Origin of the sequence: Streptomyces blastmyceticus (genome assembly GCF_039521185.1) — a bacterium.
GTDB classification, from domain to species: Bacteria; Actinomycetota; Actinomycetes; order Streptomycetales; family Streptomycetaceae; genus Streptomyces; species Streptomyces blastmyceticus.
This window is the reverse complement of sequence record NZ_BAAABW010000026.1, coordinates 420,583-443,063: the sequence shown is the minus strand read 5'-3', so window position 1 is coordinate 443,063 and position 22,481 is coordinate 420,583. Positions and strand designations below refer to the sequence as shown.

Sequence of the window (22,481 nt, the reverse complement as noted above, 5' to 3'; positions counted from 1 at the left end):
ACCCCGAGGAAGGCCTGCCGCCGCATGCGCACATTCCGGTCCCGCACGCCCCGGGCGACCCTCGATGCCCTGGGGAGCGCCGCGTGATCCTTCTCCTGTCGACGTCCGACACCGACCTGCTCAGCGCCCGCGCGGCTGCTGACGGCGGCCCGGTCCCGTACCGGCTCGCCAACCCCGCCCGGCTCGCCCTCGACGAACTTCCCGCCCTCCTGGAGGGCGCCGACCTCGTCGTGGTCCGCCTCCTCGGCGGTGTCCGCGCCTGGCAGGAGGGTCTCGACCTGCTGCTCGCCGGGGACCGCCCCGTCGTCGTCCTCACCGGCGAACAGGCGCCCGACGCCCAGCTGATGGAGCACTCCACGGTGCCCATCGGCATCGCCGCCGAGGCCCACGCCTACCTCGCCCACGGCGGTCCCGCCAACCTCGGACAGCTCGCCCGCTTCCTCTCCGACACCGTGCTGCTCACCGGCCACGGCTTCGAGGCGCCCGCGCCCGCCCCCACCTGGGGCCCGCTGGAGCGCACCCCGCGCGCGGAGAACGCCGGCGGCCCCCGCATCGCGGTGCTCTACTACCGCGCCCACCACATGAGCGGCAACACCGGCTTCGTGGACACCCTCTGCGGTGCCGTCGAGGACGCGGGCGGCGTGGCGATCCCGCTCTACGTGGCCTCCCTGCGCGCGCCCGAACCCGCGCTCGTCGAGGCCCTCACCACCGCCGACGCCGTGGTCACCACCGTCCTCGCCGCCGGCGGCACCAAGCCCGCCGCCGCCTCCGCGGGCGGCGACGACGAGTCCTGGGACGCCGGCGCGCTCGCCGCCCTCGACGTCCCGATCCTCCAGGCCCTCTGCCTGACCGGGCCGCGCAGCGCGTGGGAGGAGAACGACGAGGGCCTCTCGCCGCTCGACGCCGCCACCCAGGTCGCCGTCCCCGAGTTCGACGGCCGCCTGATCACCGTCCCCTTCTCCTTCAAGGAGGTGGACGAGGACGGCCTGCCGATGTACGTCGCCGACCCCGAGCGTGCCGCACGCGTCGCGGGCATCGCCGTACGTCACGCCAGGCTGCGCCACATCCCGGCCGCCGAGAAGCGTCTCGCCCTCGTCCTATCCGCCTACCCCACCAAGCACTCCCGCATCGGCAACGCCGTGGGCCTCGACACCCCCGCCAGCGCCGTCGCCCTGCTGCGCCGACTGCGCGAGGAGGGCTACGACTTCGGGGACGAGCCCGTGCCCGGCCTCGCGTCCGGCGACGGCGACGAGCTGATCTACGCCCTCATCGAGGCCGGCGGCCACGACCAGGAGTGGCTCACCGAGGAACAGCTCGCCCGCAACCCCGTCCGCATCCCGGCCGCCGACTACCGCCGCTGGTACGCCGAACTGCCCCTCGAACTGCGGGAGTCCGTCGAGGAGCACTGGGGGCCCGCGCCCGGCGAGATGTTCCTCGACCGCAGCCGCAACCCCGAGGGCGACATCGTCCTCGCGGCGCTGCGCCGCGGCAACCTGCTGATCCTCATCCAGCCGCCGCGCGGCTTCGGCGAGAACCCCATCGCCATCTACCACGACCCCGACCTGCCGCCCTCGCACCACTACCTGGCCGCCTACCGCTGGATCGCCGCCTCCCGCGAGGACGGCGGCTTCGGCGCCGACGCCATGGTGCACCTGGGCAAGCACGGCAACCTGGAGTGGCTGCCCGGCAAGAACGCCGGACTGTCCGCCGCCTGCGGCCCCGACGCCGCCCTCGGCGACCTGCCGCTGGTCTACCCCTTCCTCGTCAACGACCCCGGCGAGGGCACCCAGGCCAAGCGCCGCGCCCACGCCACCCTCGTCGACCACCTCGTGCCGCCGATGGCCCGCGCCGAGTCCTACGGCGACATCGCGCGCCTGGAACAGCTCCTCGACGAATACGCGTCGATCTCCGCGATGGACCCGGCCAAGCTGCCCGCCATCCGCGCCCAGATCTGGACCCTGATCCAGGCCGCCAAGCTCGACCACGACCTGGGCCTTGCGGACCGCCCCGACGACGACGGCTTCGACGACTTCCTGCTGCACGTCGACGGCTGGCTGTGCGAGGTCAAGGACGCCCAGATCCGCGACGGCCTGCACGTCCTGGGCGGCGCGCCCACCGGCCCCGAGCGCGTCAACCTCGTCCTGTCCATCCTCCGCGCCCGGCAGATCTGGGGCGGCACCGCCGCCCTGCCCGGTCTGCGCGAGGCCCTCGGCCTCGACGAGTCCGCCGCCACCCGCACCACCGCCGACGAGGCGGAGGAGCGGGCCCGCGCCCTCGTCCAGGCGATGGAGGACGCCGGATGGGACCCGGCCGCCGTGTCCCGCGTCGCGCAGGGGCACCCGCAAGCGGTCGCGGACATCCTGGACTTCGCCGCCCGCGAGGTCGTGCCGCGCCTGGCCGCCACCACCGACGAGCTCGACCACGCGGTGCACGCCCTCGCGGGCGGCTTCGTGCCCGCGGGCCCGTCCGGCTCGCCGCTGCGCGGCCTGGTCAACGTCCTGCCGACGGGCCGCAACTTCTACTCCGTCGACCCCAAGGCCGTCCCCAGCCGCCTGGCCTGGGAGACCGGCCAGGCCCTCGCCGACTCCCTTCTGGAGCGCTACCGCACCGACCACGGCGACTGGCCGAAGTCGGTGGGCCTTTCCCTGTGGGGCACGAGCGCCATGCGCACCGCCGGTGACGACGTCGCGGAGGCCCTCGCCCTGCTGGGCGTCCGCCCGCTGTGGGACGACGCCTCCCGCCGCGTCAACGGCCTGGAGCCGATCCCCCTGGCGGAGCTCGGCCGCCCCCGCATCGACGTCACCCTGCGCATCAGCGGCTTCTTCCGTGACGCCTTCCCGCACGTCATCGGCCTGCTGGACGACGCCGTCCGGCTGGCCGCCGCGCTGGAGGAGCCCGCGGAGGACAACTTCGTACGGGCCCACGCGCAGGCCGACCTCGCCGCCCACGGCGACGAACGCCGCGCCACCACCCGCATCTTCGGCTCCCGCCCCGGCACGTACGGCGCCGGTCTGCTCCAGCTCATCGACAGCCGCGACTGGCGCACCGACGCCGACCTGGCCGAGGTCTACACCGTCTGGGGCGGCTACGCCTACGGCCGGGAGCTCGAAGGCCGCCCGGCCCGCGAGGAGATGGAGACCGCCTACAAGCGGATCGCGGTCGCCGCCAAGAACACCGACACGCGCGAGCACGACATCGCCGACTCCGACGACTACTTCCAGTACCACGGCGGCATGGTCGCGACCGTGAAGGCGCTCAAGGGCAGGGCCCCTGAGGCGTACATCGGCGACTCCACCCGCCCCGAGACGGTCCGCACCCGCACCCTGGTCGAGGAGACGTCCCGCGTCTTCCGCGCCCGCGTGGTCAACCCCCGCTGGATCGAGGCGATGCGCCGCCACGGCTACAAGGGCGCCTTCGAACTCGCCGCCACGGTGGACTACTTGTTCGGCTACGACGCCACCACCGGCGTCGTGCCCGACTGGATGTACGACAAGCTCGCCCAGACGTACGTCCTCGACCCGGAGAACCGCGCCTTCCTCCAGGACGCCAACCCCTGGGCCCTCCACGGCATCGCGGAACGCCTCCTGGAGGCGGAGAGCCGGGGCATGTGGGCGAAGCCGGACGCGGAGACGCTGGAGGCGTTGAAGCGGGCCTTCCTGGAGACGGAGGGCGAGCTGGAGGGCGAGGAGTAGCCCGTCCGGCGTCCGGGGCCGGGGCAGGCCGTTTTGGGGCTGCCGCCCCGGCCTCACTAGGATCTTCGGATGATCATCACAAGACGGCTCGCGGCGGGCGCATGCGCCCTGCTCGCCGCGCTGGCCGTAGGAATCGCCCCGGCGAGCGCCGCCGACGGACCTTCGAAGGACTCCCCGAAGGTCGAGCTCGTACTGGATGTCAGCGGCTCGATGCGGGCCCGGGACGTGGACGGCCAGTCGCGCATGGCGGCCGCTCAGCAGGCGTTCAACGAAGTGATCGACGCCGTTCCCGGCGGAGTACGGCTCGGCATCCGCACCCTCGGCGCCAACTATCCCGGTGACGACAAGGAGATCGGCTGCCGCGACTCCAAGCAGCTCTACCCCGTCGGACCGGTGGACCGCACGGAGGCCAAGGCGGCCGTCGCCACCCTGCGGCCCACCGGCTGGACGCCGATCGGCTACGCGCTGCGCGGCGCCGACCAGGACCTCGGCACCGACAAGGGCACCCGCAGGATCGTCCTCATCACCGACGGCGAGGACTCCTGCGGCCAGCCCGACCCGTGCGACGTGGCCCGCGAACTCGCCGCCAAGGGCACGCACTTGACGATCGACACGCTCGGTCTCGCCCACGACGACAAGACGCGCGAGCAGCTCACCTGCATCGCCGAGGCCACCGGCGGCACGTTCACCTCGGTCCAGCACACCGACCAGCTGTCGGGCAAGATCAAGCAGATCGTCCGCCGGGCCGACACCCCCGTCGAGACCCCGAAGCCCGTGGAGGGCGCCGCCGAGTGCGCCAAGGCCCCCGAGGTCGGCGCCGGGATCTGGACCGACCGGGAGACCTTCTCCGACCACCGCTGGTACCGCGTCAAGGTGAAGCCGGGTCAGGAGCTGCGCACCTCGGTGAGCGTGGGCGCGGACCGCGCCGTCGACCGCGACTACGGCGTGCTCGTGCGCGCCGTCGGGGAGAACGGCCAGGAACTGGTCCGCGGCTCGGACGCGGGCAGCGGCCGTACGGACGTGATGTCGTCCGGGCTGCGCTACCCCGTCGCCAAGGCGAAGGACAAGAACGACAAGGAGGCGCGGACGGTCTGCCTGGAGGTCTTCAACTCCTTCTCCGCGCCGCCGTCCGTCAAGCGCGACCCGGGCCTGCCCCTCGAGCTGGCCGTCGACCTGGTGAAGTCCCCGGACAACCCCTCCGACCTGGCCGCCTTCGGCCTCGGCCGGGGCTGGGTGCTGCTGGCCGTCCTGGCCGTGACCGGGCTGCTCGCCGGACTGGTGTGGGGCTGGCTGTCCCGCTGGCGCGTCGCTGTGTGGAGGGCGAACTGATGCGTGCAACCCGTGTGATGGCCGCCGCGCTGCTCGTCGGCGCCGCCCTGTTCACCTCGGCCGGAGGCGCCTTCGCGGACGCCCCGAGCCCGAGCCCGTCCGCGAACGGCGAGGACGCCCCGACGGAGGCCGGTACCACCTTCCGCACCGCCACCCCCGTCGAGCAGGGGCAGAAGGCCACCGCGAACGCGTCGAGCGGTGACTACCTCTACTGGCAGTTCCCCGCGGGCGCCGGGCAGCGGGCGACCGTGAAGGCCACCGTGCAGCTGCCGGAGGCCTCCCTGCGGCACGGCACCGCCACCTGGCAGCTCGACCTCTTCGACGGTCTGCGCCGCCGCCAGGCGTGCGCCTCGGGCGAACCCACGCAGCGGGCGGCCGCGCAGGATGCCTCGGTCACCGTGACCTGCACGCTGCGCACCGTCCGCCCGTGGGCGGAGCGATGGTCGAACGACCCGCTGCCCGGCGCGTATTACGCCCGGCTCACCGTCTCCGACGGCCCCGCCCAGGACCTCGGCCTGCCGGTGAAGGCGGAGATCCAGGCGGACGCCAAGGACGTGGGCGGCTCCCGCGCCGAGGGCGGCGAGCTCGCCCCGCTGCACGCGGCCGCACTGAAGGAGCCGGAGAGCGGCTGGAACGGCAGCTGGTTCTCCGACCGCTGGGCCTGGACCGTGGGCGGCGCCGTGCTCGGCGCGCTCGCGGCCATCGGCGGCTACACCCTGACCCGCCACCCCCACCGGCGCCACCGCCCGCCCGTCGGGCAGTAGCAGGCGCTCGCGCACGACGGCGCCCGTGGCCGGGAAGGCCACGGGCGCCGTCGCCGTCTCAGCGCCGCGCGGGCGGGTCGCCCTCGGCCGCCTGCAGGTACAGATCGAGCAGGTCGTCGGTGAAGTACGAGCTGTAGGAGATGTCGGGGGTGTCCCCGCCCGTGTGATAGCCGCCGATGACCCCGATCAGCAGATAGCCCGTCAGATCCGGGACCAGGAACGGCCCGCCCGACGTCCCGCCGACGTAGCCCGCGCAGGCGATCTCCAGGAAGTCGCCCGGGGCCTTGGGGTCGGTGCTGGTGTAACGGTGCGTCGACGAGGAGCAGTCGAGCGGCTTGGGGTACTTGGCGTCGCTGCTGCCCGGGTAGCCGATCAGGCGTACGTCGCCGTGCGCGTACCCGCTGCGGACCGCGAAGTCGAAGCCGCCCACGGCGCTCTGCACCTCGGTGCCGTCCTCGCGCGGGCCGAGCCGGACCACCGTGTAGTCCCAGCGCGCCCCGCCGTCCGTGCCCAGGTCGTAGTAGCGCTGGTCGATGTAGATGCTCTCGACGGGGAAGACGCCGTGCGGCTTGAGGCCGTCGTGGTACTGCGGCACGAACGACAGGTGCCGCTTGGGGTCCGGCGAGCGCAGGCAGTGGGCCGCGCTGATCACCAGGTTGTCGCCGGGGCTGCGGACGACCGTACCGCCGCAGAAGCGGCCGGTGTTCTTGCCGTCGGTCCAGAAGAACGTTCCCACCTGCGGCAGTCCGTCGAAGGGGTGGCTGGGCGGCACCGCCCCCTCCGGCTCCGCCGCCGGGGGCGGCGGCGCCTGCTTGCCGGTCACCACCGGCAGCGCGGACGCCATCCGCTGCGGCGTCCAGTAGGCGTCGGCCGCCGCGGCGCCGGGCGGCCCCGAGGCGGCCGCGAGCGTGCCGGGCACGAGGGCGGCCGGCAGTCCGAGGAGCAGGGCGGCGGCGCCCCGCAGGGCGAGATGTCTCAGAAATCTGTTCATGAACGGATTCCTCTCGTTCGGCTCGCCGTTGTCCCGACATGAGGGATACATGAGGGGTAAGGGACCTGGGGCGCGTGCGGGACGAGCGTGTCATCGTCCTACGGACCGCCCGAGGGAACGAGAGCCCGGCGCGCCGGGATTCACCGGGACGACCGGAATCGGACACATGTGTTCGGGCGTTGCGGTCATGTCCGCGCGCGGGCCGGATGCCGGGAGCGGAACGGGTCGAGGATTCGGGGTGAAGACCCGATATCAACTCGTGGTTAAGTCGTTCACGCAGGGAGAACACCGAACGGACTAGTGTCCGGCGTTCTCCCGTGACAGGATGCTCCCTGTAGCCACCTCGGGCTTAACTGGCCGTGAGGTGACATGGGGACAGCTCGTGAGGACGGAGCAGATGGCAGTCGGGGGCGACAGGTCGGCAGGTGAGTTGGGCAGCCCGCTCGCGGAGCGGCTCAATTACCTGTTCGCGAACATGCATCCGCCGGGGGCGCCGTACACCAATGGTCACGTGGCCGAGGAGATCAGCTGCGGGACCGAGGAGTACGGCGGGGTGAGGCTGACCGAGCAGTATCTCTCGATGCTGCGCAACGGCAGGCGCGCCAACCCCAGTCCGGATGTGCTGCGCGCCCTCGCGAAATTCTTCGCCGTGCCCGTGGGTTATCTGATGGGCGACCTCTCGGCCTCCCAGGCCGAGCGGGTGGAGGAGGAGGTCCGCTTCCTCGTCGCCATGAGGGATCAGCGCGTCCGTGCGATAGCCCTGCGCTCGGTGGGGCTGCCGCCCGAGGTCCAGGACAGCCTCAACACGATCATTGCCCAGTTCCGGCAGCAGATGAACCTTCCGGCCGACCCGCCCGACGCGGGTGGTGAGGAGCGCTCGTGACCGTCATGGCGGATGACCAGCTCTTCACCTACTGGCGGCGTACCGAGGACGAGGACGGTGCAGGCATGCGAGTGGGGCGCATACGACGCCGCTGCAAGCAGCTCATCCAGGAGCTCGCGCTGCCCGCGTCGACCGACCTGCACGGCCTGTGCCAGGTCGTCGCGCGCCGCGTGGGCCGGCCCATCCGTCTGGTCCCGATGAGCCTGGACGGCGTCGTCTCCGGCATGACCGCCACCACCGACGACGCGTTCTGGGTCATCTACGAACAGAAGACCTCGCCCTGGCACCAGGTCCACATCGTGCTGCACGAGGTCGGCCACCTGCTGCTTGGCCACGACCAGGACCCGGCCGTCACCGAGGACGCCCTCAAGGTGTGGACGCCGTCGGTCGACGTGGCCACCGCCATGCGCCGGATGGGCCTGACCATGGGGCTCGCCCGGCACCACTGCTACGACAACCTCACCGAGCGCGAGACCGAGATCCTCGGCACCCTTCTCATGGAGAAGATCGTGCCTCCGCCGCCGGGCCAGGACGCGCCGCTGGAGGGGGAGGCCGCCGAGCTCGCGGCCTCGCTCGGCCCGGCGCTCCAGCACGTGCGCCAACAGCTCAGGGAAGGAGGCGTCACCGGTGTTTGACGTCCTCTACCTGACCTTCAGCGCCATAGCCTGGGTCATCGTCGGCTACAAGACCCGCGCCTGGTTCCGCGACCGGGGCAACACGGACCTCGGGCTGACCGCCCTGATGACCTCGGGCGTCCCCGTCGTCTTCATGTTCTCCGCGCCCAGCGTCTACCGCGCCTTCGACCGGCTGACGGGCGTGGCCAACCTGGCCATGGTCTTCCTCTACTCGGCCGTCGTGCTGTTCGCGTCGGGCGCCACGGTGCTGCTGCTGCGCTGGACCAGCCGGGGCGACGAGGCGGCGCGGGCCCGTGCCGCGGCACGCTCACGCTTCGCGGTCGTCGCGCTGGGCGTGGCGTGGGCGGCGGCGATCGTCTGCTTCGCCGTCGGCCGCCCCGACGCCGTGGAGCATCCCCGCGACTTCAGCACCGCCTATGCGGACGCGCCCGGAGTGGTCGCCTTCCTGGTGCTGTATCTGGCCATCTTCGGCATCAGCCTCGCCGGGCTCGGCGCGCTCTGCCCGCGCTACGCCACCCAACTGGGCCGCTCCTGGCTCTCCAAAGGGCTGCGCACGCTCGCCGCGGGCTGTTGGCTGGGCCTGCTGTACTGCCTGTGCAAGCTGGTCGGCTTCGTGCTGAGCTGGGGCGGCCACGAGGCGTACTGGCTGTCCAACGGCGTTGCCCCGATGAGTGCTTCGGTCGCCGCGCTGCTGGTCCTCGTCGGCTTCTCGCTGCCCGCGGCCGGGCCGCGGGTGGCCGCCTGGCGCCGGCTGCGCCGACTCCAGCCGCTGTGGCAGGATGTCACCGCCCACGCCCCGGAGGTCACCATCTCCGGGCACCGCTGGACGGGCCGCTGGCCCTTCGCGGACCTGGAGTGGCGGGCCAACCGGCAGATGGCCGAGATCCGCGACATCCAGCGCGGCATCCGGCGCCATGTCGAGGCCGCGACCTTGGACATCGCCCGTGAGAAGGCGACCGCCGCCGCTCTGGACGAGCGCGGCCTGGCCGCGGTGGTGGAGGCGGCGGCCCTGCGCCGCGGCCTCGCCAACCAGGTCACCGGCCATGTGCCGGCACCGCACGCGGACAGTGTCGTGATGACCGTCAGTGCCGATCCGGCCGAGGAACACGAGCACTTGGCGCGCGTCGCGGACGTCTACCACGACCCGGTGGTCGACTCCGTGCTCAGCGAACTACGGGAGATTTGCGCGGCACGCCGTCCTTGACGGCGCGCGGCCCACAGACGAGGCGGCCCTGGACGGGGGTCAAGGCCGCCTGCGCCACAGGCCGGCGCCGGGTCCGTAGCAATACGGATCCGGCGTCGCCCGTGCGCGTTCCGCTGTTTGCGGGGGCCCCGGTCTCTGCGGGGTGGTGTGTTCCGCACCACCGCTTCGCGGCGGTGTCCTCAATCGCCGGACGGGCTGAATGTGGCTGATGTGGGCTCTTGAACCGCCCCGTCTAGAGTCGTCTTTCATGCAGAACACCGTCCCCTTCGACGTCACCGCGCTGACCACCGATCCGTACGGCACCTACGACCGGCTGCGCGAGGCCGGGCCCGTCCACCGGATCACCGGCCCCGACGGCAGGCCCGCCTGGCTGGTGACCCGCTACGACGACGTGCGCCAGGGGCTCGCGGACCCCCGGCTGTCCCTGGACAAGAGCAATGCCACGCCCGGCAATTACAGCGGCTTCGCGCTGCCTCCGGCCCTGGAGGCGAATCTGCTGAACATGGACCCGCCCGACCACACCCGCGTGCGCCGCCTGGTGGTCAAGGCGTTCACCCCCGGCCGGATCGACAAGCTCCGCGCGCCCGTCCGCAAGGTCGCCGACGAACTCCTGGACGCCGTCGAGGCCGACGGGCGCGCCGACCTCCTCGCCGCCTACGCCGGGCCGCTGCCCATCACCGTCATCTGCGACCTGCTGGGCGTGCCGCAGGCGGACCGGCGCGACTTCCGGGCCTGGACCGACGCCCTCATCACCCCGGACCCCGAGCGGCCGCACCTGATGAAGGAAGCCGTCGGGCACATGATGCGCTTCTTCACCGGGCTCATCGCGAGCAAGCGCGCCGACCCCGCGGACGACCTGCTCTCCGATCTGATCGCGGCCCGCGACGGCGAGGGCGGCGACCGGCTCTCCGAGGACGAGCTGACCTCACTGGCCTTCCTCATCCTCTTCGCCGGCTACGAGAACTCCGTCCACCTCATCGCCAACTCCGTCCTCGCCCTGCTGGACCACCCGGCCTTGATGCGATCCTTGCGCAAGGATCCGGCCGGACTCGGCGCGGCGGTGGAGGAGTTCAACCGGTGGGACGGCCCCACACCCCTGGCGATCCGGCGGTTTCCGCTGGAGGACGTCGAGATCGGCGGTGTCACCGTGCCCGCGGGCGAGACCGTGCTGCTCTCCATCGCCTCGGCCAATCGTGATCCTCGTCACTTCACCGATCCGGAACGGCTGGATCCGAACCGTGATCGTTCCGGCCACCTGGGGCTGGGGCACGGCATCCACTACTGCTTGGGAGCGCCGCTGGCCAGGATGGAGATGGAAACGGCGCTGGCAGCGCTGCTGGAGCGATTCCCGGGGCTGGAGCTCGACGTGCCGCGCGAGGAGCTGAAGTGGCGGCCCTCGGTGCGGGCGCGTGGCCTGATTTCGCTCCCCGTGCGGTGGTCATAGAAAAAGCCGAACAGGTTTTTGGTGCATAACCCATCCTTGATGAGGTAGAACTGTGCGTGAGCCCGCCCGGTGTGCATCCCCCGTCGCACCGGGCGGGCCGTCGACTTCCACCCCGGTTCTCCTCCGGGCGTGACGACAGGGGCCGGGCGAGGACTTCAGCCGCCGGTCGGGAACTTCAGCAGCGCGGTCGCCGCCAGCATCTGGATGCTCACCGCCGCCACCGCCTTGTGTGTCGGCAGATGATGCTGGCCCCGGATCAGCAGCGCGGAGAACGCGTAGCCGAAGCCCGCGGTGATCCAGGCCGCCGCCCGCACGGCGTACGAGCTGCCGGGCAGCCAGGCGTCGAGGGCCAGCCGCGGCAGATCCGTCGCCCAGAAGATCACCACGAACAGGGTGACCGTCGGGCCGAACTTGCCGTTGCCGCCGAGCCTGCGGGCTATCGCGTGCGTGGCGGCACCGAGCAGCAGACTGGCGAGCAGCAGGACGCCGTCGGCGATGGCCATCGCCTGCAGCGCGAGCGAGGGGCTGACGCGCCACTGCGCCCGGAAGTCGTCCCTCCCCAGCGTCCCCAGCACACCGGAGAGCAGGCACAGGAACGCCGCCGCGCCCCAGACGCTGCGGTCCCGGGCCTCGTCGAGCACCTCGACCGGCCGGAGCCACAGCCCGAATATGAGGCGGTGCCAGAGCAGTCTGCGCGGTGCCGCGGCCGGGGCGCGCGGTGCGGAGGAAGCGGGTGCGGAGGGCGAGGGGGTCACGGGCATGGATGCAATTTCTATCACCGGGCGGCCCGGCCACCGGTGGCCGGGCCGCCCGGGATCCCGCGCGTGAGGCCACGTCAGACCGGTGCGGGCGCCCTGGGATCGGTGTCGGCGCCCGGGCCCACGCCCGGTCCCGCGTCCGGGTCGGGGCCCGCGTCCGGGCCCGCGGAGCCGTCGGGGTCGGCACCGGCGTCGGGGTCCGGGGCGTGCAGGTACTCCTCCGAGATCTCGCGCGGACCGAACGGCCACACCTTCTCGTGGCGCGCCCAGAGCACGAACGCCACACCGCCCGCGGCGACCCAGGCGAGCGACCATTCGATGGGGTGCCTGCCGGGGGAGTTCTTGTCCGCGTAGCCGTAGATCACCAGCCAGCCCACCAGCGCCACCAGGCTCGGCAGCGGATAGAGCCACATCCGGTACGGGCGCCGCAGCCCCGGCTGCCGGCGGCGCAGCACCGACACCGCCGCCACCTGGGCCAGCGCCTGCACGATCACCATCACGGTGGTCAGCAGCTGGATCAGCGTGGTCAGATCCGTATGACGGCCGATCAGGAAGCCGACGGCGGTGATGACCCCCATCGACACCAGCCCCAGCACCGGGAAGTGGTGGCGGGGGTGCAGGGTGCCGAAGGAGCGGAAGAAGACCTTGTCCCGCGCGGCGTCGCAGGGCACGCGGGAGCCGCCGAGGAGACCGGTGAGGACGGAGGCGACCGCCGTGACGAGGATCAGCACCGTGACCGTGCGGGCCGCGCCCTTGCCCCAGGCCGCCTCCAGGACCGCGGAGGCGACGGAGGAGTGCGCCGTCGAGTTCTCGTCGAGCATCTGCTTCCAGTCGACGACCCCCAGTGTGCCGATCTGGAGCAGCAGATAGATCGCCATGATGCCGAGGATGGAGTAGATGATCGCGCGCGGCATCGTCCGCCCGGGGTTCTTGATCTCGGCGCCCATATAGGCCGCGGTGTTGTAGCCGAGGTAGTCGTAGATGCCGATGGTCAGGCCCGCCGCGAAGCCGATCCAGAAGTGATTGGTCGTCAGCGCGAAGGCGTGGGCGGGATAGGTGAAGGCCCGGTCGGGGCTGAAGTGGGTGAACGCCGCGAGGATCACGAGGACGACCGAGGCGATCATCACCGCCCACAGCACCACGGTGAGCTTCGCGATGTTCTCGACCCGCCGCCACAGCGCCGCGACGATGAGGACGATGACCGCCAGCCCGACGAGGTCACCGGCCGTCTGCCCCATGCCCGGCCACAGATAGCCGAGGTACTGCACGAAGCCGATGATCCCGGTCGACATGCCCAGCGGGATGAACAGCATCGCCGTCCACACGAAGAGGAACGGCATCAGCTTCCCGCTGCGGTACTGGAACGCCTGCCGCAGATACACATAACTGCCGCCCGCCCCGGGCAGCGAGGCGCCCAGCTCCGCCCAGATCAGCCCGTCGGCGAGCGCGAGCAGCGCGCCCGCGACGAAGCCGATCACCGCCTGCGGCCCGCCGAACGCCGTCACCATCAAGGGGATGGTGACGAAGGGTCCGATACCGCACATCTGGCTCATGTTGATGGTGGTGGCCTGGAACAGCCCGATCCGGCGTACGAATCCGACCCGTTGCTCCGGTTCCTGCCCGGTGTCCGCCATGGGCGTGCCCTCTCTCTGCCGGATGGGGTGAGCCGTCAACTGCACTGGTAGCACCGGCCCGCGGGGCGCGTCCAGCACTGCGTACGGATGTCCGCGGCGCGCCCCGCCGGGCTTCCCGCACAGCTGTGTCAACTGCCACTTGCTCGCCATGAGCGCCGGTCGGAGCGTAAGGTGGCCCGGCCGTGGTGTTCGGGAAGACCGGTGACGGACCCTTGTGGTCCCAGGCCGGAGCGGCCCTCGCCACTGTGATCGGGGAGTTACCGTCCCATTTCGCGCACCACCCCCATGGGTGCGCGGAGCCACTGGCCGCAGCCGGCTGCCGGGAAGGCGGGGACGGGCGCGAGCGAACCCGTAAGCCAGGAGACCGGCCACGGCATCTCACGAGGACATTCCACGAGGTGCTGGAGCGTGACCCGCAGATGACTCTGCCCACCGACATACCCGGATCCACCGCCATACCCGAAGGCAAGCCGTCCGCCTTCCGCTGGCGCCGCCAGGACACCGTGCGCACCGCCGGCCTGCTGGCCGTCATAGCCGCCCTGCACGTCGTCGCCTTCGGCGTGCTCTACCTGCTCGTCGTCCCCGACCACTACACCGTGGACTCCAAGGTCTACGGCGTCGGGCTCGGCGTCACCGCCTACACCCTCGGCATGCGGCACGCCTTCGACGCCGACCACATCGCCGCGATCGACAACACCACCCGCAAGCTGATGGCCGACGGCAAGCGCCCGGTCTCCGTCGGCTTCTGGTTCGCGCTCGGCCACTCCAGCGTGGTCGTCCTGATGGCGGCGCTGGTGGCGGGCGGCACCCAGCTCGCCGGGAAGCTGATGGACGAGCAGTCCACCACCCACCAGACCCTCGGCGTCGTCGGCACGACCGTCTCCGGCGGCTTCCTCTACCTCATCGCCGCCCTCAACCTCATCGCCCTCGCGGGCATCATGCGCATCTTCCGCGCGATGCGCGAGGGCCGCTACGACGAGGCCGAGCTGGAGCAGCACCTGGACTCGCGCGGCTTCATGAACCGCATCCTCGGCCGCTTCACCCGCTCCATCACCCGCCCCGGCCAGATGTACCCGCTGGGCTTCCTCTTCGGCCTCGGCTTCGACACCGCCACCGAGGTCACCCTGATGGTGATGGCGGGCAGCGGCGCGGCCGCCGGGCTGCCCTGGTACGCGATCCTGTGCCTGCCTCTGCTGTTCGCCGCCGGCATGAGCCTCTTCGACACCCTCGACGGCACCTTCATGAACTTCGCCTATCAGTGGGCGTTCTCCAATCCCGTCCGCAAGGTCTACTACAACCTCACCATCACCGGTCTCTCGATCGCCGTGGCCTTCCTCATCGGCACCATCGAGCTGGTCACCGTGCTGCACGAGAAGCTCGACATGAACGACGCGGTCACCGGCTGGATCTCGGGCCTGAACCTCGACAACGTCGGCTTCGTCATCGTCGGCCTGTTCGTGGTGGTCTGGGCGATCGCGCTCGCCTACTGGCGCTTCGGCAAGGTCGAACAGCGGTGGGCGGCGCGCGCGGCCGACGCCCCGGGCGAGGCGGCCTGACGGGCGCCGCGGTTCTTACGGACCGGTGACAGGGCGGCGCCGGTGCGGGCGCGCCGCCGCCCGCGCCCCTAACGTCGGGTCCATGCGCGTACTCGTCACCGGAGGCGCGGGCTTCATCGGCTCGCACATCGTCACCGCACTCACCGCCCGCGGGCACCGGCCCGTCGTCCTCGACGCGCTGCTGCCCGCGGCCCATCCCGAGGCTCCGCCCCGGCCCGCCGGGGTCGAGTGGACCGACGCCGACCTCCGCGACCGCACGGCCGTGGCCGGGGCCCTGCGCGGCGTCGACGCCGTCTGCCACCAGGCCGCGATGGTCGGCCTCGGCAAGGACTTCGCCGACGCGCCCGCCTATGTGGGCTGCAACGACCTCGGCACGGCCGTCCTCCTCGCCGAGATGGCCGCCGCGGGCGTACGCCGCCTGGTCCTCGCCGGCTCCATGGTCGTCTACGGCGAGGGCCGCTACGAATGCCCCCGGCACGGCCCGGTGCGCCCCGGCCCCCGGGCAGCCGCCGACCTCGACGCCGGGCGCTACGAACCGCACTGCCCGCGCTGCGACCGGGAACTGACGCCGGGCCTCGTCGAGGAGGACGCGCCCGTCGATCCCCGCAACGTCTACGCGACGACCAAGCTCGCCCAGGAACACCTGGCCGCCGCCTGGGCCCGCGCCACCGGCGGCACGGCCCTCTCGCTGCGCTACCACAACGTCTACGGGCCGGGGATGCCCCGCGACACCCCGTACGCGGGCGTCGCCTCCTTCTTCCGCTCCTCGCTCGCCCGCGGCGAGGCACCCCGCGTCTTCGAGGACGGCCGCCAGCGCCGGGACTTCGTGCACGTACGGGACGTGGCCGCCGCCAACGCCCTCGCCCTGGAACACCTCGCCGACCGCCCCGCGGGCACCTTGCGCGCGTACAACTGCGGCAGCGACACCCCCCGCACCATCGGCGACATGGCCACCACCCTGGCCGCCGCGTACGGCGGGCCGGAGCCCGTCGTCACGGGGGAGTACCGCCTCGGCGACGTCCGGCACATCACCGCCTCGTCGCGGCGCCTGCGCGAAGAGCTGGGCTGGCGCGCGGAGGTGGGCTTCCCGGAGGGAATGACGGAGTTCGCGCGGGCGCCCCAGCGCGTCTGACCGTGGCTGCGTACGGGTGAACATCCCGCCCGCCCGCGCCGGAGGTGCCCTCCCGGGATAGATGGATGGCATATCGGTGCGCTTCCAGGAAAGGCGGCAGACATGGCGGACAACGACCTGGGAACCCTGCTCGGCGGACTGCTCGGCGGCGGCAAGGGAGGCTCTCTGCTGGGCTCGCTGCTCGGCGCGCTCGGCAGCGGGGGAGGGGAGTCGCTCTCCGGCCTGTTGCAGCAGCTCGGGGAGGGCGGCCTCGGTCCGAAGACCCGGTCCTGGGTGAGCACCGGGGCCAACGAACCGGTCAGCGGGCCGGAGGTGGCGCAGGCGCTGCCGTACCAGGCGCTCGACCACGTCGCCCAGAAGGCGGGCATCACGCCGGAGGAAGCGGCGGACCAGCTGGCGCAGGTGATCCCGCAGGCGGTCGACAAACTGACGCCCACGGGAGAGATTCCCGAAGGCTCGCTGGAAGAAGTGATCGCCCAGCACCAGGGCGGCTGATCCGGACGGGGGGCGCTCTCTCCCGGCCGCATCCGATGTGCGGATCCGCCCCGGCCCCCGGCGCAGTCGCGCCGGGGGCCGGGGCGGCCGTGTCAGAGCCGCAGCGCCGCGAAGTGCCGGTCGCCCGACTCCCAGCGGTCCACCATCCGCCACCCCACCGCGCCCGCGTGCCGCAGCAGCGCGGTCACTCCCACGCGCGCCCAGGGGAACGCGGGCCCGAGCCGGCCCCGGCCGTCGTCCACCCGCACCTGCACCCGCTCGTCGACGTCCGCCGCCGCGGCCTCGACGAGGAGGAGCCCGCGCGGCGCGGTGATGGCGGCGACCCGGGCGAGGAGGGTGCGGGGGTCGCCGCCGATCCCGATGTTGCCGTCGACGAGCAGCGCCGTTCCCCAACGCCCCTCGCCCGGCAGCGGGTTGAAGACGGACCGGCAGAGCGCCGCGCCCCCCGTGCGGCGGGTGCGGGCTACGGCCGCCGGGCTCAGGTCGACGCCCAGGGCCGGGCGGCCGAGCGCCGCCAGGGCGGCGACGAGGCGGCCGGGGCCGCAGCCGATGTCGATGACCTTGCCCTCGCAGCGGTCCAGCACGGTCCTGTCGGCGGGGTCCGCGTGGCCGCACCAGCGCTCCACCTCGAGAGGCAGCAGCCAGCCGTCCGCGCGGCGCAGGAAGAGGGGCCCGCGCCCGAGGTGCACGGCGTCGGCGTAGGGGTCGGCGCTCCAGGCGCCGGTGGCCCGGCGCCGGGTCAGTTCGCTGGTGGTCACCGGGCGTGCTCCCGGTCCCCCGCCGCGACGGTCGCCGCGAAGAGTCCGTGCGGTGCCGCGGCCGCGACCCGGGCCGCGTCGTCGGCGGTGTCCACGTCGCGGAGTTCGGGCAGGTCGCGCACGACGAGCCCGGCGTCCGTGAGGCGGCGGCGCTGGACGGCCCCGGTGCGGGCGGTGGACATGGGGACGCCGCGCAACAGCTCGGGCCGGGGCTCGGCCAGGCCGAGCGCCCAGAAACCGCCGTCGGCGGCCGGGCCGAACCACGCGTCGCACCCGTGCCACGCGCCGTCCGCCAGCGCGGGGGCCAGCAGCGCGGCGGTGACCTGCGGGGTGTCCATGCCGATGAGCAGCGCGGGCCCCGCGCACCCGGCGAAGGCGGCCGCGAGCCGCTCGTCGAGCCCGCCCGCGCACTGCGGCACCACCTCGAAGCCGGGGGGCAGCCAGTCCCCGGGCCGCCCGTCGAGGACGAGCACCCGCCGCCGCGCGGGCATGGCGAGCACGGCCCGCAGGGTGTCGGCGAGGGCCGCCTCGGCGATCCGGGCGGCCCGCTCCGGGCTGTACGGCGGGGTGAGCCGCGTCTTCACCCGTCCGGGCAGCGGCTCCTTGGCGATGACCAGGAGCGTGGTGGGTCCGCACGGACCGCCGGGACCGCCGGCCGGGGGCATGCCCGTCGAGGCGCGGTGCGCGGTTCGGCCGTACGGCTGAACGCCGTCGTGCCACTTCAGGGCGGCGTCCTGGGCGACGGCCCGGGCCGCGCCCGTATCGCCGGACACCATCCGGTCCGGGGCGTGCCGGCCGGTCGCCCGGCCTCCGTCGGCGTGACGTCCGCGCGCCTCCTCGGCGTTCCCGGTCACGACGCCGCCACCTCCGCGCCCACAGGGCCCGCCGTCCGCAGGACGGCCCGCATGTCGTGGACCGCGCGCCAGGTGCCGCGCCAGGTGCCGGTCACCTTCGAGGCGCCCGTGCGGGGCCGGTAGGGCACGTCCGTCTCCGTCACCCGCCAGCCCGCGTCGGCGGCGCGGACGACCATCTCCAGCGGATAGCCGCTGCGCCGGTCCGTCAGGCCGAGGCCGAGCAGCGCCTCGCGGCGCGCGACGCGCAGGGGGCCGAGGTCGCGCAGGCGCAGGCCCGTGCGCCGGTGGAGCAGGCGGGCGAGTACGGCGTTGCCGAGGCGGGCGTGGAGTGGCCAGGCGCCGCGACTGCTCGGGCGCCTGCGGCCCAGGACGAGGTCGGCGGCGCCGGAGTGCACGGCCGCCGCCATGGCGGGCAGCAGCCCGGGGTCGAGGGAGGCGTCGCAGTCGCAGAAGGCGACGAGCTCCGCGTCGGCGGCCCGCAGCCCGGCGTGGCACGCCGCGCCGAAGCCGCGGCGCGGCTCGTGGACGACGGTGGCCCCGAGCGAGCGGGCCACGTCCGCCGAGCCGTCGGACGAGCCGTTGTCCACGACGACGGCGCGCCAGCCGTCGGGGATGCGGGCCAGGACCCAGGGGAGCGCGGCGGCTTCGTCGAGGCACGGGAGGACGACGTCCACGCGGTCGGTGCGCGAGGTGGTGGTCTGGTCTGTCACGCTGTTCACCCTACGGAGAGAATTCCGACATTTCGGACCCAGCGTTCTTACGAAACGCGGACATCGCCCGGCCCGCGACCGGCCCCGCCCGAGGGCACCCGCCCGGCGTGCGACGCTTGCGGCATGCAGACCCCACCCCCCGCCCGCGTGCTCGTCGTGGACGACGACCCCACCGTCGCCGAGGTCGTGGCCGGCTATCTCGACCGGGCCGGCTTCACCGTGGACCGGGCCGCGGACGGGCCCGGCGCGCTGGAGCGCGCCGCGGCGCTCCGCCCCGACCTGGTCGTGCTCGACCTGATGCTGCCCGGCATGGACGGCCTGGAGGTGTGCCGCCGGCTGCGCGACACCGGCCCCGTCCCGGTGATCATGCTGACGGCGCGCGGCGACGAGGACGACCGCATCCTCGGCCTTGAGGTCGGCGCGGACGACTACGTGACCAAGCCGTTCAGCCCCCGGGAGCTCGTGCTGCGCGTCGAGTCCGTGCTGCGCCGCGCCCGGGTGCGGGCCTCGGGCCCGAGCTCCGCGCCCCCGCTGCGGGCGGCGGGCATCACCCTCGACCCAGTGGCCCGCCGCGCCTCCAAGGACGGCACCGAACTGGCCCTCACCGTACGGGAATTCGACCTGCTCGCGTTCCTGCTGCGCCACCCCGGCCGGGCCTGCGGGCGCGAGGAGCTGATGCGCGAGGTGTGGGGCTGGGAGTTCGGCGACCTGTCGACGGTGACCGTGCACGTGCGGCGGCTGCGCAGCAAGGTCGAGGACGACCCGGCGCGGCCCCGCCTCATCCAGACGGTCTGGGGCGTCGGCTACCGCTTCGAGACCCCCACCGCCGAGACCCCCGGCTTCGAGACCCCCACCTCCGAGACCTCCACGGAGAGCGGGCCCGGCCATGCGTGACGTCCTGCTCATCGCCCTCTTCGCCTTCCTCGGCGCCGCCGCGGCCGGGCTGCTGGGCGCCGTCGCGCTCCGGGCGCTGCGCCACCGCTCCGTCGCCGTGTCGCTGACGGTGGTGGCGGCCGTCTCGGTCACGGCGATGCTGGCCGGGACGCTCGCCGTGGCCTGGGCGATGTTCCTCTCCTCGCACGACCTGACCGTCGTCACGACGGTGTGCGCGATGGCCGCCGTCGTCTCGCTCGCGACGGCGCTGCTGCTGGGCCGCTGGGTGGTGGCCCGCAGCAACGCCCTGACCCGCGCGGCCCGTTCCTTCGGCGACGACGGCAGCTTCGCCGCCCCCGGCGGCGGCGCCACCGCCGAACTGGCCGAGCTCGGCCGCGAACTGGCCGCCACCAGCGAGCGCCTCGCGCGGTCCCGGGAGCGGGAGAAGGCGCTGGAGACCTCGCGCCGTGAGCTCGTCGCCTGGATCTCGCACGACCTGCGGACCCCGCTGGCCGGGCTGCGGGCCATGTCCGAGGCGCTGGAGGACGGCATGGCCGAGGACCCGCAGCGCTACTTCCGCCAGATCCGCACGGAGGTGGACCGGCTCAACTCCATGGTCGGCGACCTCTTCGAGCTCTCCCGCATCCACGCGGGGGCGCTGCCGCTGTGCCCGAGCCGGATGTCGGTGTACGACCTGGTGGGCGACGCGCTCGCCGGTGCGGGCCCGCTGGCCCGCGAGCACGGCGTGCGGCTGGTCGGCGACCGCGTCGACGCGGTCCCCGTGGAGGTCGACGGCAAGGAGATGACCCGCGTCCTCGGCAACCTCCTCGTCAACGCGATCCGCCGGACCCCCGAGGACGGGACGGTCGCGATGGCGGCGCGGCGGGAGGCGGACACGGTGGTGCTGTCCGTGACGGACGGCTGCGGCGGCATCCCCGAGGACGACCTCCCACGGGTCTTCGACACCGGGTGGCGGGGCTCGGAGGCGCGCACCCCTCCGGCCGGGGCCGGCCTGGGGCTGGCGATCGTGCGCGGGATCGTGGAGGCGCACTCCGGGCGGGCGACGGTCCGCAACGTGCCGGGCGGCTGCCGCTTCGACGTGATCCTCCCGGCGGCACCCGCCTGAAGCCCGCCGGCAGGGCAGGGCAAGCCCCCCCATGCCCTCACTCGTCGCCGGGTCCGGAACTCCGGTCCCTGCGGCGCCACTTCACCGCCAGTCCGGCCAGGACCCCCACCCCCGCCGTCAGCACGACCAGCAGCACCCAGTTGCGGTCGTAGTCCAGCGGCAGGACCGTAGGGTTCTGCACCGGGCCCGGCCGCAGCAGCACCGGTCCGGCCACCGCCGTCAGCGCGGCGGCCACCAGCAGCGTCCCGCGGACCACCCCCCGCACCGGCACGCGCGACACCGCGAAGCCCACCGCCAAGGTGAGCGGCACCACCAGACCGTCGTGCACGACGAGCACGCCGAGCAGCCACTTCGCCACCACCCACGGGTCCTGCGCGTCCGCGCCGAACAGCAGCGCCCACACCCCCGCCGCCATCAGCGCGAGGCCCAGCGCACCCGCCGAGATCCGCAGCCTGCGCATCACAGCACCTCCATCCGGGCGACCCACTTGGTCTGGAGCACGCCCGGCCGGTTCGGGGCGATGATCCGCGCCGGATAGCCGTGGTCGAGGGAGAGCACCTCGCCGTTGAGGCGCAGGGCGAGGAGGGTGAGCGGGTCCCGGGCGTAGGTGTGCGGCATCACCATCACCCGGTACCCGCCGCGGGCCTCCAGCGACGTCACCCGGATCAGGGCGCCGGGCGGCGCGCCCGCCCGGTCCAGCAGGTCCCGCACCCGTACGCCCGTCCAGTGCGCCGACTTGCTCCACCCCTCCACGCACGCGATGGGCAGGGCCACCTCCCGCTGCGGCAGCGCGCGCAGGCCGGCCAGCGTCAGCTCGTACGGGCGCGGGCCGTCGACCCGCAGCCGCCAGTCCCGCACCGTCGTGGCGTCCACCCTGGCCAGCGCGGCGGTCCGGTTGACGGGCAGGCCCTGCGGGCCGTGGTCCGGCTGGCGGGGCGCCAGCAGGTCCAGTTTGCCGAGCGGCGTGAACGACTGCCCGACCGTCGTCACCGTCACCGCACCCGCCGCCACGCCCACGGCCGCCAGCAGCGACCGCCGGTCGACGGCGTCCTCGGCGGGCAGTGCCAGGGTGCCCGCCGACCGGCGCCGCCAATGCGCCCTGATCTCCGGCGCCTTGACCGCCACGTGCAGGACGACGGAGCCGATCAGCAGCCAGCCCACCGCGAAGTGCACGGGCACGAAGGAGAACGCGTACGGATACCACTGCGCGGTGTTCAGCAGCCCCGACATCAGCTCGAACAGCGCCGACGCCACCAGCACCGCCACCGACACCCGCTCCAGCGCGTGCCGCACCGACCGCACCGGGGGCCACACGAACAGCCGCGGATACACCGTCCACAGCTTCGCCAGCAGCAGGGGGATCGCCGCGATGCCGCTCGCCACATGCAGCCCCTGCGTCACCCGGTACCCCCACCGGGGGCGGCTGGGCAGCACGTCCGCCAGCATGCCCGGCTGCTGGAGGTAATGACTGATCAGCCCGGTCACGAAGCAGACGGCGACCGCCACCCCCAGCCAGCGGCCGATCGCGGTCGCCGTGCGGGCGTCGTGCAGCCTGCCGCGGAACGACGGCGGGGCCAGGGGGAATCGGGGGAGGGGGAGCTTCATGGCTCCATCACACCGCGCGCGACGGCCCGCCGGGGGTG

Annotated in this window: 20 protein-coding genes and 1 riboswitch; of the genes, 12 read left to right on the top strand and 8 right to left on the bottom strand. The window is 73.4% G+C overall.

All coding sequences use genetic code 11. The annotated features are described in order from the left end of the window. Positions 1-83: 83 nt before the first annotated feature. The 3 genes from cobN to ABD269_RS24390 all read left to right on the top strand — a co-directional run bounded on the left by cobN (position 84) and on the right by ABD269_RS24390 (position 5,785). On the top strand, positions 84-3,692 hold the full coding sequence (cobN, locus tag ABD269_RS24400) for a cobaltochelatase subunit CobN (RefSeq protein WP_344121037.1): 3,609 nt from the start codon (positions 84-86) through the stop codon (positions 3,690-3,692). A 69-nt stretch (positions 3,693-3,761) separates the two neighbouring features. Then, complete coding sequence (locus ABD269_RS24395; protein WP_344121035.1) at positions 3,762-5,021, top strand: VWA domain-containing protein; 1,260 nt, start codon at positions 3,762-3,764, stop codon at positions 5,019-5,021. Continuing rightward, positions 5,021-5,785, top strand: a complete 765-nt coding sequence (locus ABD269_RS24390) for a hypothetical protein (RefSeq protein ID WP_344121033.1) — start codon at positions 5,021-5,023, stop codon at positions 5,783-5,785. The genes ABD269_RS24395 and ABD269_RS24390 overlap by 1 nt, the downstream gene beginning before the upstream one ends. 58 nt (positions 5,786-5,843) lie before the next feature. Here ABD269_RS24390 and ABD269_RS24385 read toward each other — a convergent pair whose 3' ends face one another. After that, positions 5,844-6,776, bottom strand: coding sequence for a trypsin-like serine peptidase (locus ABD269_RS24385; RefSeq protein WP_301891116.1), 933 nt, complete (start codon positions 6,774-6,776; stop codon positions 5,844-5,846). 397 nt (positions 6,777-7,173) lie between these two features. On the opposite strand from ABD269_RS24385, the gene ABD269_RS24380 reads away from it, so the two are divergent. The 4 genes from ABD269_RS24380 to ABD269_RS24365 all read left to right on the top strand — a co-directional run bounded on the left by ABD269_RS24380 (position 7,174) and on the right by ABD269_RS24365 (position 10,942). Continuing rightward, positions 7,174-7,659: a helix-turn-helix domain-containing protein gene (locus ABD269_RS24380; RefSeq protein WP_301891115.1), complete on the top strand. Its 486-nt coding sequence runs from the start codon at positions 7,174-7,176 to the stop codon at positions 7,657-7,659. Between the two features lie 5 nt (positions 7,660-7,664). Further along, on the top strand, positions 7,665-8,294 hold the full coding sequence (locus tag ABD269_RS24375; RefSeq protein WP_344122054.1) for a hypothetical protein: 630 nt from the start codon (positions 7,665-7,667) through the stop codon (positions 8,292-8,294). Then, on the top strand, positions 8,287-9,498 hold the full coding sequence (locus ABD269_RS24370; RefSeq protein ID WP_301891114.1) for an MAB_1171c family putative transporter: 1,212 nt from the start codon (positions 8,287-8,289) through the stop codon (positions 9,496-9,498). Before ABD269_RS24375 ends, ABD269_RS24370 begins: the two co-directional genes overlap by 8 nt. A 247-nt stretch (positions 9,499-9,745) precedes the next feature. After that, the gene (locus tag ABD269_RS24365) at positions 9,746-10,942 is read left to right on the top strand and encodes a cytochrome P450 family protein (protein WP_344121030.1); all 1,197 of its coding nucleotides are present in this window, start codon (positions 9,746-9,748) and stop codon (positions 10,940-10,942) included. 155 nt (positions 10,943-11,097) lie between these two features. On the opposite strand, the gene ABD269_RS24360 is transcribed toward ABD269_RS24365, so the two are convergent. Beyond that, positions 11,098-11,703, bottom strand: a complete 606-nt coding sequence (locus tag ABD269_RS24360; RefSeq protein ID WP_344121028.1) for a YIP1 family protein — start codon at positions 11,701-11,703, stop codon at positions 11,098-11,100. Positions 11,704-11,777: 74 nt separating this feature from the next. Further along, positions 11,778-13,334: an APC family permease gene (locus tag ABD269_RS24355; RefSeq protein ID WP_344121026.1), complete on the bottom strand. Its 1,557-nt coding sequence runs from the start codon at positions 13,332-13,334 to the stop codon at positions 11,778-11,780. Positions 13,335-13,500: 166 nt separating this feature from the next. Further along, positions 13,501-13,721: riboswitch (cobalamin riboswitch) on the top strand. Between the two features lie 32 nt (positions 13,722-13,753). Between ABD269_RS24355 and nicT the strand changes: the two genes are divergently transcribed. The 3 genes from nicT (at position 13,754) to ABD269_RS24340 (ending at position 16,517) form a co-directional block, all read left to right on the top strand. Further along, positions 13,754-14,890, top strand: a complete 1,137-nt coding sequence (gene nicT / locus ABD269_RS24350) for a Nickel transporter NicT (protein ID WP_301894251.1) — start codon at positions 13,754-13,756, stop codon at positions 14,888-14,890. Positions 14,891-14,972: 82 nt separating this feature from the next. Next, the gene (locus tag ABD269_RS24345) at positions 14,973-16,022 is read left to right on the top strand and encodes an NAD-dependent epimerase/dehydratase family protein (protein ID WP_344121024.1); all 1,050 of its coding nucleotides are present in this window, start codon (positions 14,973-14,975) and stop codon (positions 16,020-16,022) included. A gap of 102 nt (positions 16,023-16,124) precedes the next feature. Beyond that, a complete protein-coding gene (locus ABD269_RS24340; RefSeq protein WP_344121022.1) occupies positions 16,125-16,517 on the top strand; it encodes a YidB family protein in 393 nt (130 codons plus the stop codon). 92 nt (positions 16,518-16,609) lie between these two features. On the opposite strand, the gene ABD269_RS24335 is transcribed toward ABD269_RS24340, so the two are convergent. From ABD269_RS24335 to ABD269_RS24325, 3 genes are all read right to left on the bottom strand, one after another. Beyond that, the gene (locus tag ABD269_RS24335; protein WP_301891108.1) at positions 16,610-17,275 is read right to left on the bottom strand and encodes a methyltransferase domain-containing protein; all 666 of its coding nucleotides are present in this window, start codon (positions 17,273-17,275) and stop codon (positions 16,610-16,612) included. Then, a complete protein-coding gene (locus tag ABD269_RS24330) occupies positions 17,272-17,940 on the bottom strand; it encodes a TIGR04282 family arsenosugar biosynthesis glycosyltransferase (protein ID WP_344122051.1) in 669 nt (222 codons plus the stop codon). Before ABD269_RS24330 ends, ABD269_RS24335 begins: the two co-directional genes overlap by 4 nt. Positions 17,941-18,125: 185 nt before the next feature. Further along, a complete protein-coding gene (locus ABD269_RS24325; RefSeq protein ID WP_344122049.1) occupies positions 18,126-18,803 on the bottom strand; it encodes a glycosyltransferase family 2 protein in 678 nt (225 codons plus the stop codon). Positions 18,804-18,962: 159 nt separating this feature from the next. Here ABD269_RS24325 and ABD269_RS24320 point away from each other — a divergent pair, with 159 nt between their 5' ends. Both ABD269_RS24320 and ABD269_RS24315 read left to right on the top strand, forming a co-directional pair. Continuing rightward, positions 18,963-19,733: a response regulator transcription factor gene (locus tag ABD269_RS24320; protein ID WP_344121019.1), complete on the top strand. Its 771-nt coding sequence runs from the start codon at positions 18,963-18,965 to the stop codon at positions 19,731-19,733. Further along, positions 19,726-20,838, top strand: a complete 1,113-nt coding sequence (locus ABD269_RS24315) for a sensor histidine kinase (protein WP_301891105.1) — start codon at positions 19,726-19,728, stop codon at positions 20,836-20,838. The genes ABD269_RS24320 and ABD269_RS24315 overlap by 8 nt, the downstream gene beginning before the upstream one ends. 37 nt (positions 20,839-20,875) lie before the next feature. On the opposite strand, the gene ABD269_RS24310 is transcribed toward ABD269_RS24315, so the two are convergent. After that, the gene (locus ABD269_RS24310; protein WP_344121016.1) at positions 20,876-21,298 is read right to left on the bottom strand and encodes a hypothetical protein; all 423 of its coding nucleotides are present in this window, start codon (positions 21,296-21,298) and stop codon (positions 20,876-20,878) included. Continuing rightward, the gene (locus ABD269_RS24305; protein WP_344121014.1) at positions 21,298-22,443 is read right to left on the bottom strand and encodes a molybdopterin-dependent oxidoreductase; all 1,146 of its coding nucleotides are present in this window, start codon (positions 22,441-22,443) and stop codon (positions 21,298-21,300) included. The genes ABD269_RS24310 and ABD269_RS24305 overlap by 1 nt, the downstream gene beginning before the upstream one ends. Positions 22,444-22,481 lie beyond the last annotated feature (38 nt).

What these genes read in the sequence shown, in the direction of transcription:
- ABD269_RS24315 (WP_301891105.1), top strand. Translation starts at nt 19,726, where the DNA reads ATGCGTGACGTCCTGCTCATCGCCCTCTTCGCCTTCCTCGGCGCCGCC.
- ABD269_RS24355 (WP_344121026.1), bottom strand. Translation starts at nt 13,334, where the DNA reads ATGGCGGACACCGGGCAGGAACCGGAGCAACGGGTCGGATTCGTACGC.
- ABD269_RS24310 (WP_344121016.1), bottom strand. Translation starts at nt 21,298, where the DNA reads ATGCGCAGGCTGCGGATCTCGGCGGGTGCGCTGGGCCTCGCGCTGATG.
- ABD269_RS24330 (WP_344122051.1), bottom strand. Translation starts at nt 17,940, where the DNA reads ATGCCCCCGGCCGGCGGTCCCGGCGGTCCGTGCGGACCCACCACGCTC.
- ABD269_RS24380 (WP_301891115.1), top strand. Translation starts at nt 7,174, where the DNA reads ATGGCAGTCGGGGGCGACAGGTCGGCAGGTGAGTTGGGCAGCCCGCTC.
- ABD269_RS24360 (WP_344121028.1), bottom strand. Translation starts at nt 11,703, where the DNA reads ATGCCCGTGACCCCCTCGCCCTCCGCACCCGCTTCCTCCGCACCGCGC.
- ABD269_RS24385 (WP_301891116.1), bottom strand. Translation starts at nt 6,776, where the DNA reads ATGAACAGATTTCTGAGACATCTCGCCCTGCGGGGCGCCGCCGCCCTG.
- ABD269_RS24365 (WP_344121030.1), top strand. Translation starts at nt 9,746, where the DNA reads ATGCAGAACACCGTCCCCTTCGACGTCACCGCGCTGACCACCGATCCG.
- ABD269_RS24305 (WP_344121014.1), bottom strand. Translation starts at nt 22,443, where the DNA reads ATGAAGCTCCCCCTCCCCCGATTCCCCCTGGCCCCGCCGTCGTTCCGC.
- ABD269_RS24375 (WP_344122054.1), top strand. Translation starts at nt 7,665, where the DNA reads ATGGCGGATGACCAGCTCTTCACCTACTGGCGGCGTACCGAGGACGAG.
- nicT (WP_301894251.1), top strand. Translation starts at nt 13,754, where the DNA reads ATGACTCTGCCCACCGACATACCCGGATCCACCGCCATACCCGAAGGC.
- ABD269_RS24390 (WP_344121033.1), top strand. Translation starts at nt 5,021, where the DNA reads ATGCGTGCAACCCGTGTGATGGCCGCCGCGCTGCTCGTCGGCGCCGCC.
- ABD269_RS24395 (WP_344121035.1), top strand. Translation starts at nt 3,762, where the DNA reads ATGATCATCACAAGACGGCTCGCGGCGGGCGCATGCGCCCTGCTCGCC.
- ABD269_RS24320 (WP_344121019.1), top strand. Translation starts at nt 18,963, where the DNA reads ATGCAGACCCCACCCCCCGCCCGCGTGCTCGTCGTGGACGACGACCCC.
- ABD269_RS24340 (WP_344121022.1), top strand. Translation starts at nt 16,125, where the DNA reads ATGGCGGACAACGACCTGGGAACCCTGCTCGGCGGACTGCTCGGCGGC.
- ABD269_RS24345 (WP_344121024.1), top strand. Translation starts at nt 14,973, where the DNA reads ATGCGCGTACTCGTCACCGGAGGCGCGGGCTTCATCGGCTCGCACATC.